18 protein-coding genes are annotated in these 20134 nt (G+C 27.5%); 4 read left to right on the top strand and 14 right to left on the bottom strand.

Annotated elements, in window-relative coordinates:
* Positions 1-308 precede the first annotated feature (308 nt).
* The 5 genes from hisS to VOI34_RS01115 form a co-directional block, all read right to left on the bottom strand.
* Complete coding sequence (gene hisS / locus VOI34_RS01135) at positions 309-1613, bottom strand: histidine--tRNA ligase (protein ID WP_331828619.1); 1305 nt, start codon at positions 1611-1613, stop codon at positions 309-311.
* Positions 1610-2758, bottom strand: a complete 1149-nt coding sequence (ispG, locus tag VOI34_RS01130) for a flavodoxin-dependent (E)-4-hydroxy-3-methylbut-2-enyl-diphosphate synthase (protein ID WP_331828618.1) — start codon at positions 2756-2758, stop codon at positions 1610-1612. The genes hisS and ispG overlap by 4 nt, the downstream gene beginning before the upstream one ends.
* Positions 2759-3086: 328 nt before the next feature.
* A complete protein-coding gene (gene rlmN / locus VOI34_RS01125) occupies positions 3087-4184 on the bottom strand; it encodes a 23S rRNA (adenine(2503)-C(2))-methyltransferase RlmN (RefSeq protein WP_331828617.1) in 1098 nt (365 codons plus the stop codon).
* Positions 4185-4440: 256 nt separating this feature from the next.
* Entirely contained in the window at positions 4441-4851 is a 411-nt protein-coding gene (ndk, locus tag VOI34_RS01120; protein ID WP_443092746.1) for a nucleoside-diphosphate kinase, read from the bottom strand.
* Positions 4852-5267: 416 nt separating this feature from the next.
* Positions 5268-6437, bottom strand: coding sequence for an IscS subfamily cysteine desulfurase (locus tag VOI34_RS01115; protein ID WP_331828616.1), 1170 nt, complete (start codon positions 6435-6437; stop codon positions 5268-5270).
* An 865-nt stretch (positions 6438-7302) separates the two neighbouring features.
* Here VOI34_RS01115 and VOI34_RS01110 point away from each other — a divergent pair.
* The gene (locus VOI34_RS01110; protein ID WP_331828615.1) at positions 7303-8112 is read left to right on the top strand and encodes an inositol monophosphatase family protein; all 810 of its coding nucleotides are present in this window, start codon (positions 7303-7305) and stop codon (positions 8110-8112) included.
* A 103-nt stretch (positions 8113-8215) separates the two neighbouring features.
* Here the strand turns inward: VOI34_RS01110 and glyA are convergent, their stop codons facing one another.
* The 7 genes from glyA to lepA form a co-directional block, all read right to left on the bottom strand.
* On the bottom strand, positions 8216-9457 hold the full coding sequence (glyA, locus tag VOI34_RS01105) for a serine hydroxymethyltransferase (protein WP_331828614.1): 1242 nt from the start codon (positions 9455-9457) through the stop codon (positions 8216-8218).
* 453 nt (positions 9458-9910) lie between these two features.
* Positions 9911-10396, bottom strand: coding sequence for a tRNA adenosine(34) deaminase TadA (gene tadA, locus VOI34_RS01100; protein WP_331828713.1), 486 nt, complete (start codon positions 10394-10396; stop codon positions 9911-9913).
* A 240-nt stretch (positions 10397-10636) separates the two neighbouring features.
* Positions 10637-11017, bottom strand: coding sequence for a holo-ACP synthase (gene acpS, locus VOI34_RS01095; protein WP_331828712.1), 381 nt, complete (start codon positions 11015-11017; stop codon positions 10637-10639).
* The gene (pdxJ, locus tag VOI34_RS01090) at positions 11017-11751 is read right to left on the bottom strand and encodes a pyridoxine 5'-phosphate synthase (protein WP_331828613.1); all 735 of its coding nucleotides are present in this window, start codon (positions 11749-11751) and stop codon (positions 11017-11019) included. Before pdxJ ends, acpS begins: the two co-directional genes overlap by 1 nt.
* Positions 11752-12365: 614 nt before the next feature.
* Positions 12366-13046, bottom strand: a complete 681-nt coding sequence (gene rnc, locus VOI34_RS01085) for a ribonuclease III (RefSeq protein WP_331828612.1) — start codon at positions 13044-13046, stop codon at positions 12366-12368.
* Between the two features lie 127 nt (positions 13047-13173).
* Positions 13174-14169, bottom strand: a complete 996-nt coding sequence (gene lepB, locus VOI34_RS01080; RefSeq protein WP_331828611.1) for a signal peptidase I — start codon at positions 14167-14169, stop codon at positions 13174-13176.
* 14 nt (positions 14170-14183) lie between these two features.
* A complete protein-coding gene (lepA, locus tag VOI34_RS01075; RefSeq protein ID WP_331828711.1) occupies positions 14184-15989 on the bottom strand; it encodes a translation elongation factor 4 in 1806 nt (601 codons plus the stop codon).
* A 378-nt stretch (positions 15990-16367) separates the two neighbouring features.
* Here lepA and ung point away from each other — a divergent pair, with 378 nt between their 5' ends.
* Positions 16368-17054: a uracil-DNA glycosylase gene (gene ung, locus VOI34_RS01070; protein ID WP_331828610.1), complete on the top strand. Its 687-nt coding sequence runs from the start codon at positions 16368-16370 to the stop codon at positions 17052-17054.
* A 378-nt stretch (positions 17055-17432) separates the two neighbouring features.
* Here ung and grpE read toward each other — a convergent pair whose 3' ends face one another.
* Positions 17433-18023: a nucleotide exchange factor GrpE gene (gene grpE, locus VOI34_RS01065; RefSeq protein ID WP_331828609.1), complete on the bottom strand. Its 591-nt coding sequence runs from the start codon at positions 18021-18023 to the stop codon at positions 17433-17435.
* A gap of 130 nt (positions 18024-18153) precedes the next feature.
* On the opposite strand from grpE, the gene nadK reads away from it, so the two are divergent.
* Together nadK and bamE are read left to right on the top strand one after the other, a co-directional pair.
* Entirely contained in the window at positions 18154-19047 is an 894-nt protein-coding gene (gene nadK, locus VOI34_RS01060) for an NAD(+) kinase (protein ID WP_331828608.1), read from the top strand.
* Between the two features lie 183 nt (positions 19048-19230).
* Entirely contained in the window at positions 19231-19515 is a 285-nt protein-coding gene (gene bamE / locus VOI34_RS01055) for an outer membrane protein assembly factor BamE domain-containing protein (RefSeq protein ID WP_331828607.1), read from the top strand.
* Between the two features lie 133 nt (positions 19516-19648).
* Here the strand turns inward: bamE and VOI34_RS01050 are convergent, their stop codons facing one another.
* Positions 19649-20083, bottom strand: a complete 435-nt coding sequence (locus VOI34_RS01050) for a type II toxin-antitoxin system RatA family toxin (protein ID WP_331828606.1) — start codon at positions 20081-20083, stop codon at positions 19649-19651.
* Positions 20084-20134: the final 51 nt, after the last annotated feature.

The following is a 20134-nucleotide window of genomic DNA, read 5'->3' as shown; positions in this document are numbered from 1 at the left end:
AATGAAATTATCTTTTTTTTGAGTAATTATACACATAATATTACAGTAGAATTAGTAGAGTGATTTACAATAGCTTAATTCATGATTATGATGTGGCTTAATATATTAAGTTTGGTATTTTTAAAAGGATTATTTATGTATAACATAGAATAATAATAATTTAATATTTTGTGTTCTATCGTGGGCTGTGAGATTTAATTTTGTATTGAAATATATTCATATTTTAAATAGATTTAATAAATTAAATAAATAATACAGAAAGAAGACATGTTAAAGATCAATAGGGGTATTATTTATTTTTGATAAGTCTAATTTATATATAATATATGTCTTAATCTTTCAGTAATTTCATCGTGCTGTAATGTTTCTTGGGTGCCCAATTGTAAGTTTTTTAATATAACCGTTTTTGTAAGATAATTTTTTTCATTTATGATTAATATAGTGCGTGTCTTATGTTTATTAGCGGAATGAAGTTGTTTTTTTATATTATTTTTCCCATGGTGTACCATTAATCGTATAGATGGTAATATTGAATGAATATGTTCAGATAGTAGTATTGAATATTTTTTAGCATTATCTCCTAAGCTAATTAAATATACATCAATGTCAATGCGTGTATTTTTTTTATCTAAAAAAGCCTTATTGTCGATTTCTTGCATTAACAAAATTACACGTTCTAACCCTATAGAAAATCCTACAGCAGGGACTGCATCTCCTCCTAATTCTTGTACTAACTCATCATAACGGCCACCAGCACAGATAGTTTTTTTTACCCCTAAGCTATCGGTAACCCATTCAAAAACTGTTTTGTTATAATAATCTAAGCCGCGTACCAAATATGGATTAACTGTATATGGTATTTTTAATAGATCTAATAATTGACATAATTCAGAAAAATGAGTATGTGAATCATTATCTAAATAATCACTTAACATGGGAGCATGAAGTAATAATTCTTTAGTTTTACTATTTTTTGTATCTAATATTCGCATGGGATTAGAGTATAAACGACGTAAATCATTATGATCTAAATTGTTTGAGTGTTTTTCTAAAAAGGTTATTAATTTTTTTCGATAATTTGATCTAGATGATAATGAGCCGATTGAATTCAATTCTAATGATAAATGATGGCTAATTCCTAATTGTTTCCAATAACGAGCAGTAATTAAAATTAATTCAACATCTATATCGGGCCCTATTTGCCCAAAAGCTTCGGCGCTAAACTGATGAAATTGTCTATAACGTCCTTTTTGAGGACGTTCATAGCGAAACATTGGCCCGAGGTACCATAGACGTTGTTCTTTCTTATAAAACAGTCCGTGTTCAATACCCGCTCGTACGCATCCAGATGTTCCTTCTGGGCGTAATGTTAAGTTTTTATTATTGCGATCATTAAAGCTATACATTTCTTTTTCTATTACATCTGTCATTTCTCCAATTGAACGTTTGAATAAATTTGTGTCTTCAACAATAGGAAATCTAATTTCCCTGTATCCATAACTATTTAGTATAGTTATAAGTGTATTTTCTACGTATTGCCATATAGTTGTGTCTTGTGGCAAGTAATCATGCATGCCACGAATAGATTGTATTTTTGTGTTATATTTAATCATGTATTACTTTTGAATTGTTTATTATGTTTGATATGGTAAGTATCAGGATTATTTTTATTTATTGATTCAGATTTAGCTCTAATACGTCGTTCTAATTCTTCAACAATTGATATATTATCACATCTTTTTTGTTGTCGTATACCATCTTCATATATACCACTTTTATTATGTGCTCCGGCGACTCCAATTGTTGACTTCACTGCTTCTCCTGGTCCATTGACTACACATCCAATAATAGATATATCCATGGGTGTTGTGATATCGCTTACTTTTTCTTCTAAAGCATTAACTACATTGATTACGTTAAATTCTTGTCGGGCGCAACCTGGGCAAGCTATAAAATTAATACCATGAGCACGAATCTTTAAAACTCTCAAAATGTCAAACGCTACTTTAACTTCTTCTATAGGATCTGCGGCTAATGATATACGTATTGTATCTCCGATCCCTTCATGTAATAAGAAACCTAAAGCTATTGCAGATTTTACTGTGCCATTACGTAATGCACCCGATTCAGTAAGACCTATGTGCAATGGTTGATTTATTTTAGATGCTAATATACGATATGCCTCTACCGTTATTAGTACGTCGGAAGATTTGACGCTGACTTTAAATTGATGAAAGTTTAATTTGTCTAAAATATCTACGTGCCTCATTGCTGATTCTAACAGAATATGTTCTGTTGGATTTCCGTCGTATTTTTTTTGTAAATCGCGTTCAAGAGAACCAGAGTTTATACCAATACGAATAGGTATGTTCTTATCTTGGGCACAATGTACTACAGACCGAATACGTTTATTATTTCCGATATTGCCAGGATTAATACGTAAACAATCTGCTCCATACTCAGCTGCTTTTAATGCAATGCGATAATCAAAATGAATGTCTGCTATTAATGGAATATCGACTGTTTGTTGTTTAATTATTTTGAAGGCTTCAGCTGCATCCATGGTGGGTATTGATACTCGAACAATATCTACTCCTGCTTTTTTTAAAGCATTGATTTGTTTAACTGTTTCTAATATGTTTATAGTACGAGTGTTGACCATGGATTGTACTGCAATAGGTGCTCCATCTCCAATAGGAATATTACCAATATAAATACGTGTAGACTTTCGGCGAATAATGTTTGAGATATTATTCATAATTTCTCCAATATTTTCATATTATAAAACTAATAAATAATGATTATATGTATAAATATTATTTGTTGATGTGTTTATTGATCATTATTTATACATTAAATAATTCTATTTGTTTAAGTATATTGATTTTCCTAAATTAAAAGACCTGATTATAAACAGAAATCATATTACCAATTGTGTGTTGGCATAGAAAAATAAATTATTGTTACTGTTAAATTTGTGATATATATTAAATTGCATTTATAGCCAGAATAAATATTATATAAATTAGAGGTATTTTAAACTAATATCATCTTGTTTAAAATTGATTAAACAAGATGATATTAGTTTAATGATGAATCATATTATAATTTATCCGGTTAATTACTTCTCCTGTTAACTGCCCACAAGCAGCATTAATATCTGCGCCTCTTATTTTTCTTATAATAGTCACTATGTTATATTTTAATAAGATTTTAAGAAACGCGTGAGTACGAATATGGGAGCTGCATGTGTATTGTACGTTCGGGATTGGATTCCATGGAATTAAATTAATTTTACATGGAATACCTTTAAGTTTTTTTGCTAGTTGATGGGCGTGTAAAATCTCATCATTAATATGATCCAATAGTATATATTCTATTGTCACCACCCGACTGTGTTTAGTTTTAGTTTGTTTTAAATATTCACGTATTGCTTCTAGTACACTATTAATGTTATATTTTTTATTAATCGGCATAATTTTGCTTCTGATGAGATCATTTGGAGCATGTAGAGATATAGCTAGCGGTATATCAATCATATTTTTTAGTTTTGTTATACCTGGGACAACTCCAGCAGTTGAGATAGTGATATGTCGTTTTGAAAACCCAAAACCAAGATTATCTAACATAATTTTTATTGCTGACACCACATTAATAATGTTTAGTAATGGTTCTCCCATTCCCATAAATACTATATTAGTAATGGGAGAGTTATTTTTTATTTTAGTGTGTTTATTTAGAGCAATGAGTTTTGATATTCTCCAAATTTGACCAATAATTTCTGATACATGTAAATTTCTGTTAAATCCTTGCTGTGCTGTTCCACAAAAACTACATCCTAAAGGACATCCAATTTGTGATGAAATACATAATGTGGTTCTCATATCTTCAGGAATATAAACTGTTTCTATTTGTTGTTGATCAACTTTCATCGCCCATTTAATCGTTCCATCTGAAGATAGTTGTTTTTTTGTAATTATTGGGGCGCGAATCTCTGCTATTTGATTTAATTTTATTCTTAAAGATTTACTCAAATTTGTCATTTGATTAAAATCATCACAATAGTCATGGTACATCCATCTCATTATTTGATGAGAACGGAAAGGTTTTTCACCTAATTTAGAGAAAAAAATTATTAATTCTTCTTTGTTCATATTAAGTAAATTAATTTTTTTTATATACATTAAATATATCTCTAACGATTAATTTTTATAAAAATTTATATTGATCATGAATTTAATGTTTAATTAGGATGGCTCTACATAAGACTAATTAAATTATAATTTATTGGTTTTTATTTTTTAAAAATTATTTGTGTTTTTATGTTGTTCGATACTCTTATTATCAGTTAATTTTAGCGTTTAAAATTGTTCTGTATATAATTTTATATAATTGTTTAATTGTGATTATAAGTAGTATAGCGTCTATAAGTATGGATTTTTATGTATTAAAGAAATAATGGATTTCACGCATAGCTGATTTTTTAGAATCTGATCCATGAATAGCATTTTTAGTACAATCATAACCATAATCGGATCTAATAGTCCCTGCTAACGCATGCTTTGGATTAGTGGCTCCCATTATTTCTCTATTCCGTTGTATTGAATTATTACCTGCTAGTATTTGTACAAATATTGGTCCAGAAATCATAAAATTTATTAAACTTTCAAAAAAATGTTTTTTTTGATGTTCGCAATAAAACTCAGAAGCTTGTATATATGTTAGTTTTAGTATCTTAACTTCCATAACAGAAAGACCAGAAGTTTCAAATCTATTAATTATAGATCCAATTATATTTTTTGCAACCGCATCAGGTTTTATAATTGATAGTGTATGTTCTTTAAAAATCATAAAACTCCCCTGTCAGTTTTTATTTTGACCTGATATAACGTTAAGTATACAAAATAAAAATTTTAAGTATCAATGCATATTGATAGAAAATCTATGTGGTTAATAATAGCATTAAAGATTAAATTTTTAAAGTAGACACATATTCAATTTAATATATTAAATAATGTGTAATGTTTTTGTAAAATTTTTTATTAATCTAATTATATAACCAAGATATCTATATTAGTAATGTTTATTATTTATAACTAATATATATGAAATATCTTTAATTTACATTAAGTAATGATATGTAGTAATATTTAAACCATAATTAGTTATTTTAAATCTTTAATAAGAAAAATATGTAAAAATAAGAATTTTACAGTACAATAATTAAGTGTTTGAAAATAAATTGATTGTTTTGGGGTATTACGAAATTATAATAAGTTTATCATTGCGTTTAATTTTACAACAGTAGCGACAATATGATGGATAGCGTATTCTATTTCTTCTTCAGTTGTAAATCGTCCTAAAGAAAATCTAATTGAATTATATGCTAGTTCATTATTTCTTCCTAAAGCTTGTAACACGTGTGATGGGTTTAAAGTACCAGAGGTGCAAGCAGATCCAGAGGATAATGCAAAATCTTTTAATGCTATCATTAGAGTTTCACCGTCGATATGACTAAAACTAACATTTAATAATGTACCTATACTATGATTTAGATCACCATTAATTAATACCCCTTCAATTTGTTGCAATCCTTGCCATAAACGATTTCTCATTTTTTTTAAATAAATCATTTCTGTTGTCATAGTTTCTTCAGCTAAACGGTATGCTTCGGCCATTCCGACAATTTGATGAACTGGCAATGTTCCAGAACGTATACCATACTCATGTCCTCCGCCATGCATTTGAGCGGTAATATCAATTTTTGGATGCCTATCTCGTCGCACGTACAATCCTCCGATACCTTTTGGTCCATATAGTTTATGTCCATTGAAGGACATCAAATCTACTGGTAATACAGATAGATCAATATGCAATTTACCAACGCTTTGCGTTGCATCTACATGAAATATTATGTCGTTTAAACGACATAATTTGCCAATTTTCGTGATATCTTGGATGATGCCGATCTCATTATTTACATGCATAATAGATAATAATATTGTCTCTTCACGAAGAGCATTACTGATTTGATTAAAATTAATTAATCCGTTGGATTGTGGGATTATGCGAGTAATTTTAAATCCCTTATTTTCAAGATATTGACAGGTATCTAAGACTGATTTATGTTCTGTCATACTTGTAATGATATGTTTCCCTTTTTTATGATAAGCTTGAGCTATTCCTTTAATAGCTAAATTTACTGATTCAGTAGCTCCTGAAGTGAAAATTATTTCATTTGATTCAGCTCCTATTAATCGAGCAATTTGTTTACGAGCTATATCTACGGCTTCTTCTGCTTTCCATCCATAATAATGAGAACGAGAAGACGGGTTACCAAATATTCCGTCTAGGGTAAAATATTGTATCATTTTTTCTACTACTCTGGGGTCTACCGGAGTAGTAGCGGCATAATCAAAATATATTGGTAACTTCATCTAATAATGCTCCAAAAATAAAAATTTGTTCTGATATGAAATAGAATTATAGTAATCATTTCTATCTATATAGTAGATTAATTATATGTTATAAATATGTATTCATTTTTAGTTGAAATACATATTCTAACTAAAACATCATTCTATATGAAATTATTATTCATTGCTATATAAAGCAATGAAACCTGATTCTTTATTTTTTATTTTGTAAATGACTTAATTTAAGTATACATAAATATGTATTCGATTGTTTAATTGAAATAGATATATGTATTATGTTGTTATAATACTATTAGTCATTTGAATGAATCGATTTAAGAGATGCTATTTTTTAATAAAATATAATAAAATATTGTGCTTAATATTTAGCGGAAGTATTTATATAACAATAAATGATTAAAGCACCTGTTGTTTAACATAATAGTAAAAATTAATTATTTAAAGATAATACTGCTAATGAAAATAACAAGTCTTATTTTTAATGGTAAAAAATGTAAATGATTATATATCAATATATATATATTATAGAATTATGCTGTTATCGGTATATTTCCGTGAAAGATTTAATTTTAGTTTCTTTAAAAAGATTACATTATTTATTTTTATATCATTTTGGAATTTATATAAAAATAAATAATGTAATAATTAAATACATATAAAAACTATATATTTAAAATGAAATAAATGTTCTTGTTTATAAATTTTAAAGATTTTTAGTAATTATATATTTTAAGATGTATTGTATAACAATCAGATAATATAATATTTGTGTTGTTTGAAAAACATAGTTCAATACATACATAGTGTAGTATGATGTGTATTATATTTATTTTAATTTTATGATGAATTACTGGATGAATAATTTATGCATCCGATGTTGAATATCGCTATTCAAGCTATAAGAAAAGCGGGAGACTTTGTTGTTAAACAATATGAATTTTTGGATAGAAACAGTATACGTTCAAATTATATAAATGATTTGATCTATAAAATAAATGAAAAATCATACAATATTATTGCGACAATTATTCGAAAATTTTATCCATTACATACTATTGTAACCACATGGCATGATCATAATGTCAATGATAATAATATATATTGTAAGGAGGGTATTCGTTGGATAATTGGATCTATAGATAGTGATATTAATTTTGTTAAACAGTTTCCTTTTTTTGCTTTGTCTATTTCAGTCTTTTTTAAAGAGCATATTGAGATAGGAGTGATATATGACCCCATCCATAATGAGTTGTTTAGCGCTTGTCGTGGAAAAGGAGCTCAGCTTAATGGTTATCGGATTCGTGTAGGGACTGCTAAGAATTTAAACGGGGCAATTATTGTTATGTCTTGTGTTTATGAAAAACAACATGTGGTTGTTAATTTTTTAAATAAATTTAGTAATAAATATATATATTTTCGGTATACTGGAGCGACAGTATTAGATTTGGCTTATGTTGCAGTTGGACGTGTAGATGGATGTATTGCTATTTTTTTAAAAAATATTAATAACAACAAATTGGCTAGTGGTGTTTTAATTATTCGTGAATCAGGGGGATTAATTGTTGATTTTACTGGGGCTGACAATTATTTATTATTTGGAAATATAATTGCGGGTAATACAAAGATAATTCGGACTATTTTGCCAATAGTTCAATCATCTGATATAGATGATTGAACTAAGTATTAATGAACAATATTTATTTGTGTCAAAAACAAAACTTTTATAGAAGATAAGAGTCTTATTTATGGTGATTTTATTTAATTGATTTTTTATAATGTTAACTATATATAGGATGCTGAGAGCAAATGAGTGAGACTTTATTTTTTGTAGATAAAATAATTTCATTGTCATTGATATGGTTTAGTATATCACAAATCCACTGAGACAATTTTTTGACGTCGTTTTCATTAAAACCACGTCTGGTTATTGCCGGCGTACCGATGCGTATGCCAGATGTAATGAAAGGATTTCTATAATCATTAGGTATGCTGTTTTTGTTAACAATAATGTTAGCACGTTCTAAGGCTATGCTAGCATCCTTTCCGGTTATGTTTTTGTTTCTTAAATCTAATAAAAACAGATGATTATGAGTTATACCAGAAATTACTTTAAATTTGCGTAGTAAAAATTCTTTAACCATTATTTTAGCGTGGTTGACGACTTTTTGTTGATATAATTTAAAGGATGGATCCATTGCTTCTTTTAAGGCAACTGCTTTAGCTGCGATAACGTGCATTAATGGGCCTCCTTGAGAACCAGGAAAAACTGAAGCATCTAGTTTTTTATAAAATTTTGGATCACCTCCACTAGCTAAAATTAAACCGCCTCTTGGCCCTGCTAATGTTTTATGAGTAGTAGCAGTTACTACATGCGCATGGGGTAGTGGATTTGGATATATACCTGCTGCAACTAATCCTGCAATATGAGCCATATCAATAAATAGATATGCTTGAACAGCATCAGCAATTTGACGCATTTTAGACCAATTTATAATACCGGAATATGCAGAGAACCCCCCTACAATCATTTTTGGCTTGTGTATTGTAGCTAAATTTTCTAGTTCTTCGTAATTAATACATCCAGTTTCATCAACACCGTAAAATATAGCTTTATATAATTTTCCTGAAAAGTTTACTGGTGAACCATGTGTTAAATGTCCTCCATGGTTTAAGTGCATACCTAAAATAGTATCTCCAGGATGTAATAAGGCGTTGTAAACAGAAAAATTAGCTTGGGATCCAGAGTGTGGTTGTATATTTGCATAGTCGGCAGAAAATAATTTTTTTGCGCGATCAATGCCCAATTGTTCAATCATATCAACATATTCACATCCGCCATAGTAACGTTTACCTGGATATCCTTCAGCATATTTATTAGTAAGCTGTGAACCTTGTATTTTCATGACTTGAGGGCTGACGTAATTTTCGGATGCAATCAATTCAATATGTTCTTCTTGTCGAGAGATTTCTTGTTTCATTATTTCCCATAATTCAATATCATAATTTGTATATATCGACATAATAATCGCCTATGTTTTTGTATGAAAATAGTAAAAATATATTATAAAGTAATATTTTTAAAAAATTTTTAATTAAATAAATATATTATAAATTATTAATTATTTTATAAAATTAAATTATTCTTAAATTTAATTTTATAAAGTATTATTAAACATTAAATAATGTTTTTATATTTAATAAATAGACATTTTTATTAATATTTATATTAAGTGTTGTATATATATTACTCTATTAAATGTTTATTGTTTATGATATTAAAACTATTTTTTAATTTTATTTAAACAATATAAGCATATTATGCTTATATTGTTTATTTGAGTTTTTAGATATATGATTATGTTATAATTTATTATTATATTAAAGTAATTTTCTGTTATAGAAATATTTATGATTTATTATTAATAAATAATTATATTTATCTATATGGATTGATTGGTTTTCAATTCTTTGGGCTATTTTAGTGATGAGATTGAAGTGTGGCGGCGACGTTTAAAAAATTTATTTAATTGCGAAGCACATTCTTTTTCTAGTATTCCGGTGGTTAAAGATATATGGTGATTAACCATCGGATGATGGAGTAAGGTTTTTAACCAGGGTGTGTGTCCAGATTTTTTGTTTTTTGCGCCACAAACTAGTCGATGAATACGCGCGTGAATCATGGCGCCAATACACATTATGCATGGTTCTAAAGTAACGTAAAGAGTAGTGCCTAATAAACGATAATTACCTAAAATTTTTCCTCCTATGCGTAATGCTATAATTTCTGCATGGGCGCTGGGATCATGATATATAATAGAAGAATTCCAGCCACAACTTATAAGTTGACCATTTTGAATTAAAACTGCTCCTACCGATATTTCTCCAATAATTTCAGCGTAAGTAGCTAATGTAATAGCATGACGCATCCATATAGTATCCATATCTTCTATTTCATACATATATTTCTTCACGTATAACAAGAGCGTTGCAATGTGCAATTGTGGAGTAATTTGTTATATATATTTAAATATTAATATTTTATTAAATAAAATAAAAAAATAATTTTTTAATTATAGAGATTGTTGATGTCCGTATTATTTATATTTAATTAAAATTTTTAACTAAAATTATTAGGTTTTATTAGTATATAAATAATACGGTAGTAATAATTATGTGTATAGTTATGTATTAGAATTTAGTTATCGTTCAAATACTACGAGTGCACATGCATATAAATTGGTATCAGATAAGGTAATATGCATTTTTTTTAATGATAATTTATTAGCTAATAGTGCCGCATGTGAAAACAGATGCAACATTGGTTTTCCTAATTTATCGTTAAATATTTCAATTTGATTAAATGTAACTCCTTGATTGATTCCAGTTCCAAATGCCTTAGCTACTGCTTCTTTTGCAGCAAAACGTTTTGCTAAGAAACGTACAGGATGTTTTTTATTTTGATATATTTTCCATTCTGATTTACTAAGTATGCGTTTAGCTAATCTATCTCCGCTATGTGTTATTATTTTTTTTATTTTGATAGTATCGACGATATCTATACCGATTCCGTGAATCACTATTAACCTCTTCTTGATTTTTGTAATAATGCTTTCATATCTTTAATAGCTTTAGATAATCCACAGAACATTGATCGGCTAATGATAGAATGTCCTATATTTAATTCTTGTATTCCTGGTAACCTTGCAATAGGCTGTACATTGTGATAATCAAGACCATGTCCAGCATTGACTTTTAAACCGTTATCTACAGCGTACTGTACGCTTTTTTTAATACGTTTATACTCTATATTTTTAGTTGTTTGATCTATAGCATCAGAATATATACCGGTATGTATTTCTATGTAAGGTACTCCTATATTATATGCAGCATGAATTTGTTGTTCATCAGGATCTATAAATAGCGAAACTCTAATTCCAGAGTCAATAAGCTTAAATATTATATCCTGTAATTTATTTGATTTGTTGATTATATCTAAACCACCTTCAGTTGTCAGTTCTTGACGTCTTTCAGGCACTAAGCAACAATAATGTGGTTTTAACATACATGCGATATTAATCATTTCATTTGTTGCTGCTATTTCTAAGTTCATAGCTGTTTGTATAGTCTTACGTAATATTTCGATATCTCGATCTGTAATATGGCGACGATCTTCTCTTAAATGCACAGTAATACTATCTGCTCCTGATTGTTCTGCAATAAATGCAGCATGTACAGGATCGGGATATGCGGTATTTCTTGCATTGCGTAGTGTTGCAATATGATCAATATTTACTCCTAATAATAAATTAGACATTATGTATACACTCTTAAGTTTAATATTTATATTCTTATTCTTATTCTTATCCAGTGTTAACATCAATTCTTATACTGGATAAGAATATAATGTATTTATAAATTGATTTATTTGAGTACAAATATAGTATACAATAATCATTATTTTTCAAGATTTGTAAATTTTTATTTTGAGTGATTAATTTTTAAACGATCTTTTAGGATTTATTGTTACTTTGTAATAATAATTTTATTACTTTTAAAGTTTATTAGCACAGAATATTCATATAATACCATAAATATTATAGTATTGCCTAATTTAGAAAGGTATTCTTCTTTGTTAAAAATAAAACAATGTAGTGTTATTAAAGATAATAATCGAGTAGTTTGTGGTGCATATGATTAATGTTATTGTTAGCAATTTGTTTTTTTGCTATGGTAATACAATTTTTAAATTTTAATAGATTTAGAAATCAAGTAGTATTTGATGTTATTATATATATGTGCGTAATGATTCGTACAGATATTTTTGTAACCTATAATATATTTTTTGGGTAGCTATAGATTTGTTAGTTGGCTAAATTTAGGTATAAATATATTTTGGTATTTAAATGTATTAGAGCAGTTTTATTTAGTTTATTTATTTTCATTATGTTCCAATATCTCTAGAGTTTTTTCTGCTGCATCTTGTTCAGCTCTACGTCGGCTAGAGCCGGATCCGATGACCGGTTGTGTTAATTCGTTAATTTGACAATTTATGGTAAAAATTTGATTATGTGCTTCTCCAACTATTTGATTCACCCAATATACAGGTAATGGTAAACGACGATGCTGCATATGTTCTTGTAGACGAGTTTTTGGATCTTTTTGTTTATCATAAGGATTCATTTGATCTAAACGAACTTGATACCAATTAGTAATTAATATTTCAATAGTTTGAATATTACTGTCTAAAAATATACTACCTATTATTGCTTCTATTGTATTAGCTAGAATAGAGTCACGATGATAACCGCCGTTTTTTAGTTCACCCTGCCCTAATTGTAAATAATCTCCTAGGTTGAATTCTCGCGCTAGTGTTGCTAGGGTATTTTCACGTACTAAATTCGCACGCATCCTACTCATATCTCCTTCATTAATATGAGGAAATTTATGATATAATGCATTGGTGATTACATAATTTAATATAGCATCCCCTAAAAACTCTAATCTTTCGTTATGTTGATTACTAGAGCTTCTGTGGGTTAGTGCTTTTGATAATAAATTATATTGAGTAAAAACATAACCGAGTTTTTTTTGAAGCGCATCAATTGACATAATGTTTACAGATTACATATTACATGTTATTTATAAAAATAAAAATTTTTATAAATAACTTTTATTTATTTTTAACTTCTAATAAGGGCGATATTTAATTTATCCATTATTAGAAGACGTATTAATCTTATTGTATCTTTCCTATTCTATTTATTTGTATACTAATTGGCCATGTTCCTTCTTCTTGTTTTTTTATATTCATCCAAATTATTGTTGCTTGTCCTACTATATTACGCTCAGGTACAAATCCCCAGTAACGACTATCTGCGCTGTTATCTCTATTATCTCCCATTACAAAATACTCATCTGAGGGCACTAACCATTCAGATATTAAGTGTTTTGTGTGTTGGTTATACATTTTTATTAGGTTTTGATCACCAGGAGGTATCATGGTTAAAATATTATGTTTTATTCCATTAAATGATTCTGTAGCCTGGATTAACCGAATACCATTTAAATTTTTTTTCTGTGATTTTATTTTGATAAAAGAAGAATTGACCTTTCCATTTGAGTCGCTGTTAAATATTTGAATAAAATTACTAGGAGCAATGTTATTATAAATAATTGGTAATGGTTGTATATTCTTAATATTATTAATATGATTAGGATATATTGTTAATTGTTTAGTAATGATATTATAGATTACTTTGTCTCCTGGTTCTCCAATTACTCGTTTAATATAGTTTATCGTAGTATTTTTAGGATACTTAAATACTATTACATCCCCGCGTTTTGGATGTCCAGTATTAATTAATGTTTTTTGAGTAATAGGATTTTTAATACCATATATAAATTTTTTTACTAAAATAAAATCTCCTATTAATAAAGTTGGCATCATGGATCCAGAAGGGATTCGGAATGGCTCAAAAATAAATGATCGTATTATAAATACTAATAACAATATTGGAAAAAGTGAGGATACAAATTCAGAGATCTTTGAACAGTATGAAATAATTAATGAATAATTATTTTTTGATTGTTGATAAATATTATTTGATTTTTGAATAAATATTTTTTTATGCTGGTAATGATTATGTATTATTGTATATAGTTGTTTTATTCCCCAGAAAATACCTGATATTCCTGTAATAATTATCAAGGCTAAAGAAAATGTGCTAATCATATAAATAAAATCCTTCAGTTATTTTTTTTATTGTTATTGACATCAAAAATTTCTAGAAACACAGTATGTGGTATGGTAATGTTACCTATTTTTTTCATGCGTTTTTTTCCTTCTTTTTGATTATACAATAATTTTTTCTTTCGAGTTACATCGCCTCCATGACATTTTTTTAAAACATTTTTTCGTAATTGCTTAACAGTGTTGCGAGATATTATTCGTTTGCCAATAGCTGCTTGAATGACAATTTCAAATTGTTGTCTTGGTATTAATTTTTGTAATTTTTTAACTAAAGTATGTCCATGATATATAGATTTTTTTTGATGAGTGATTACTGACAACTCGTCAATACGTTGTTTATTAACCAATATTTCTACACATACTATATTTGATATTTGAAAATGACTGAATTTATATTCAAATGAGGCATATCCACGGGATGCAGATTTTATCTGATCAAAAAAATCTAATATTGTTTCAGACATAGGTAATTCGTAAGTTATCATGATCTGATTATCATGATATTTCATGGAAATTTGAGTGCCTCTTTTTTTAATACATAGGGAAATAATTTCTCCAATATATTTTTTTGGAAGTAATATATTACATAAAACAATAGGTTCACGTATTTCTTTAATTTTTGTTAAAGCGAGTAGTTTTGATGGGCTATCTATGTATATTATTTGGTTATCAATAGTTAATATTTCGTAAACTACCATTGGAGCTGTAACAATTAGATTAAGAGAATATTCACGTTTTAATCTTTCTTGTATAATTTCCATGTGTAATAATCCAAGGAATCCACAACGAAAACCCAAACCTAAAATTTCTGATCTTTCTGGTTCATAAAATAAAGAAGCATCATTTAAACTAAGTTTAAATAAAGCATCATGAAAAATTTTTTGATTTTTAGAGCCTACAGGAAATAATCCTGCATAAACGTAAGGTTGCAGTTTTTTGAAATTATGGCACGTATTGTTTGCGGGTCGAGTTGACAGAGTTAATGTATCTCCTACAGGAGTGCGTATAATATTTTTGTTGGTACAAACTAACCAACCTACTTCTCCACAATTTAACATTTCACGTTTTACTTGTTTTGGAGTGAAAATTCCCATTTGATCAACAGTGTATTTTTGCCCCGTATTTATGGATTGTAATATATCGCCTTTATTTAATTTTCCGTTTTTAATGCATACTAATGATACAATTCCTAAATATTTATTAAACCAAGAATCAATAATTAGTGCTTGTAGAGGAGCATGTGAGTCTCCTTGAGGATATGGAATATCACAAATTAAACGTTCTAGTAATTTTGGAATGCCATAGCCAGTCTTAGCTGAACATTTTATTGCATTATCTGCATCAATTCCGATAATATTTTTAATTTCTTGAGATACTCGGATAGGATCAGCTGTTGATAAATCGATTTTATTTAATACTATAATAACTTTTAAATTCATTTCTGTAGCAATTTGATAATTAGCTACAGTTTGCGCTTCAACTCCTTGTGTAACATCTACTACTAATAAAGCGCCTTCGCATGCTGCTAGAGATCGAGATACTTCATAAGAGAAATCAACATGTCCTGGAGTGTCGATAAGATTTAATTGATAAGATTGGCCATGTTTAGAGGTATAATTTAGTGTTACGTTTTGTGATTTTATTGTAATTCCACGTTCTCGTTCTAATTCCATAGAATCTAATACTTGAGGTGTCATTTCACGTGCGCTTAGTCCTCCACAAGTTTGAATAAATCGATCAGATAATGTTGATTTTCCATGATCAATGTGTGCAATAATAGAAAAATTACGTATGTATTTTATCATGATTAATATCAGTTTCGTGTAAAACTAAATTTAATTGGTATTTAATTAGAATTAGTTAGTGTACAATAAGATGTTTTGAATAGATATGAAATAATTATAGAACAGATCGATGATTTTTGAGAAGTATACTATCAGAGTAGATGATTTATAATCTGAATATATGGTATTAATTGAATTATATATTTAGACATCAATAATTTGGTTACGTTAAAGCTACGTATGACCTGCAATATTAGCGTTGTTTATTAAAGTTGTATAGAGTGTTGGGAATATATTTATTACATGTAAAATTTATATTTATTTAATATTGTAAATTTTATTAACAAATAATATTGAGATTTCAAATAAAAATTATTAGGATAGTAACATAATGCGATGAAGGAATTGACTTGGCGATATTTTTTATCAGAAGAAAAAAAATTATCTTATTTTAAGAATATATTATTTGCTTTAGAGGAACAGAAAAAAAAAGGAATTGTTTTTTATCCAAAACAAAAAGATATTTTTAATGCATTTCGTTTTACTAGTTTTGAATCTGTTAAAGTTGTTATTATAGGACAAGATCCTTACCATGGGCCAAATCAAGCGCATGGGCTTGCTTTTTCTGTATTACCTGGTGTTTTAATACCTCCTTCGTTAAGAAATATTTATAAAGAACTCATGTCTGATATACCAAATTTTGTTATACCAAGTCATGGTTGTTTAAAAAGCTGGGCAAAGGAAGGGGTATTGTTACTGAATAGTATTTTGACTGTTGAATCAGGAAAAAGTTATTCTCATGCTAATATTGGATGGGAATTATTTACAGATAAAGTAATACGTATACTTAATATTTATAAAGAAAAAATTATATTTATGTTATGGGGGCGGTATGCTCAAAAGAAAGGGAATATTATTAATCAAAAAAAACATCATATTTTAATTGCATCTCATCCTTCGCCTATATCAGCTCAACATGGATTTTTAGGATGTCGGCATTTTTCTAGAGCTAATATGTTTTTAATGCAACATGATATACAGGTGATTGATTGGCAACCTAAAATAATTGATTATGAAGTTTAATTAATAATAAAAATTAAAAATGTTTTAAAGGGTATTTAGATAATACAATTTCATGATGCTATTATATAATTTTAATTATTTTTTATTTTATGTTTTTAAATATCTTCTTGTTTGTTGTAACTAATAAATAATTTTTTAAAATAATAAACCACTATACACCGTAAAAGATTACGTAACATAAATAATCTAAAATCGATATTTTTTCGTTAATTGAATACAATATTTGTTATAACTATATTAATTTTTATAAAAATTATTATATTAAATAGATAATTTTCAATTAGAGTATCAATTATTGTATAATTGTTATTTAATAATAGCATGCAGAAAACATATAATTGTTGCTGATTTATTAGAATGTTTCTACACGTATAATATTTAACATTTAGCTTTTGAGACTGTAACCATAGCAGGTCGAATTAGTCTGCCATTAAGAATATATCCTTTTTGAATAATTGTTAATACTTGATTTGGTTTTTGATCTTCGGATTCTATCACAGATATTGCTTGATGTATTTCAGGATTAAATGAGACATAAATTTCGTGTATAGATTCTAATCCAAATTTGGATACGGTATCTAAAAATGATTTTAATGTTAGTTCAATTCCTTCTATTATGGCAGATAATGAAGTATTGGAATGGTCTGAAATATTCAGTGTGCGTTCTAAATTATCGATGACTGGTAGTAATTCGAATATGAACCGTTCTAATCCGAATTTATGGATTTTTTCTACTTCTTGGGCATTACGTCGACGAATGTTTTCTATTTCAGCTGTTAGACGTAGTGTAGTATCACGTTCATGTTCTTGAAGTTGAGCTAATTTTATTTTTAGTTTAACAATTTGATCATTTTTTGGATCAATAATATTATCTTCTGTAGAATTAGATTCTAGTAGCTCTTCTTTTTCTACTTTTTTATCCTGTGATATATGTTCATTAATGTTGTTTTTTATATTGTTGTCTATCATGGATTTTATCCTCTGTTTATTAATTACATATTTTATAATTCAGTTATTATAAGGATGAATAACAGGTATTCAAGATATCATTTGTGATGAATAAAAAATTACAACAAAAACAGAAAGGATTCATAATAACATGACTTCTTCTATTTTTAGAACCATTGGAATTATAGGATACTCTCGTTATCCGCAAGCTATACATACATATGATATTTTATATCGTTGGTTATATAATAAAGGGATTGCAGTAATCATTGAACATCATGCAGCTAGTTTATTAAATATACACAAATCAATTGTGGGTGATTTAAATGATATAGGTAATTATGCAGATTTAGCTATAGTTATAGGCGGAGATGGAAATATGCTAAGAGCTGCTAATATTTTAGCACAGTATGATATTAAAGTTATTGGTATTAACCGTGGAACTCTTGGGTTTCTTACTGATTTAGATCCTAATTCGGCATTAATGGAATTGTCCAATGTTTTATCTGGACATTTTATTAATGAAAAGCGTTTTTTGTTAGATGTAACAGTACAACGCTGCAGTAATATTACTAGATTAGGTAGTGCTATTAATGAAGTTATTTTACATACAAATACAATCAGACGTATGATTGAGTTTGAATTATATATTGATAATAATTTTGTTTTTTCCCAAAGATCTGATGGGCTAATTGTTTCTACTCCAACTGGATCGACCGCATATTCTTTATCTGCTGGAGGACCTATTCTTAGTCCAATGGTAGATGCTATTGTGTTAGTACCAATATGTCCTCATACTTTATCGTCTCGCCCAGTTGTGATTAATAGTAAAAGTATTATTTGTTTAAAATTTTCTAAAGTTACGTCTGAATTGAAAATTGGTTGTGATAATCAAATTCCTACTTTTATATGTAAAGAAGAAGAAATTTTTATTCAACGTAGTAATTATTGTCTTGATTTAATTCATCCTAGTAACTATAACTATTTTAATACATTGAATATTAAGCTTGGTTGGTCAAAAAATATTTCTGAAACAGAAAAGTAGCAGCAATTGATAAAAAAATTATCAATTGCTGCTATGAATAGTTTCAATATTATTGATAATAATTACATGGAATATTTATTGTTTTTGTGTTTAATAATTTCAACTACAGAATGAATTGAATAGAAAATTATGTGTTTGAAGATATTTTATATTATATTAAACACCATCGTTGCTATAGCAACGATGGTGTTTAATATAAGTTGTACACTGCTACAGTGTACGCCTAAGTATTTTGATGTAAAGCAAGGTAATTATTTGTCTGAATATGATAAAAACAAAATTTGTCTTGGTATGACAAAATTAGATGTATCTTCTAGTATTGGAGTTCCAACGTTGCAAGGTTTGTCGGAACCAAATATATGGTATTATATTTTTTATCATCGTGTCGGCAATAAATTAATAAAGTATCAAATTTTGACGTTAAAATTTGATACTAATGATGTTTTGATAACTATTAATGAGAAGTAATAGTTTAAAAATTAATAATTTTATTATTAATTTTTTTAGTGGAATTTTACGATTTCTTGTGTCACAAATAAGTATTGAAATTATTAATAAATTTAAATATGAATATTTTTTGTATTTGATGTTATAAAATACATCACATACCGTACATTTGCTCAGCTCTGGAAATGAATGATTTAATTATACTTTTATACTTTTTTTTAAAAATATGATTGAAAAATTTTTCAATAAATATTGATTTAAATTCATAATAAGAAACATATTCAATTTTACTGATAGTAGAAGTAATAGGAACGAATTTCCAGTAACCATAAAATGATTTAAATGGTCCTCTTACTAAAATGATTATGATACTCTTATTTTTTATAAAAAAATTGTGGGTCACTAATGATTTAATCATTCCATTTATAACTAGACTCATTTCAGCAATTAATTCGTTATCTTTTTGTTCTAAAATTTTACTTGCATTACATCCAGGGATAAATTGAGTATAAGAATTAATATCATTTACTAAATGAAACATTTGTTCTACGCTATAAGGAACTGAGGTGAAATATTTTACATGGTACATATTTATTTTGTTTGTTTATTTTTAAAAATTTTATTTTTTGTATATATATAC

The organism is Candidatus Blochmannia sp. SNP, assembly GCF_036549215.1.
GTDB lineage: Bacteria > Pseudomonadota > Gammaproteobacteria > Enterobacterales > Enterobacteriaceae > Blochmanniella.
This window is presented reverse-complemented; position numbering and strand designations above follow the sequence as displayed.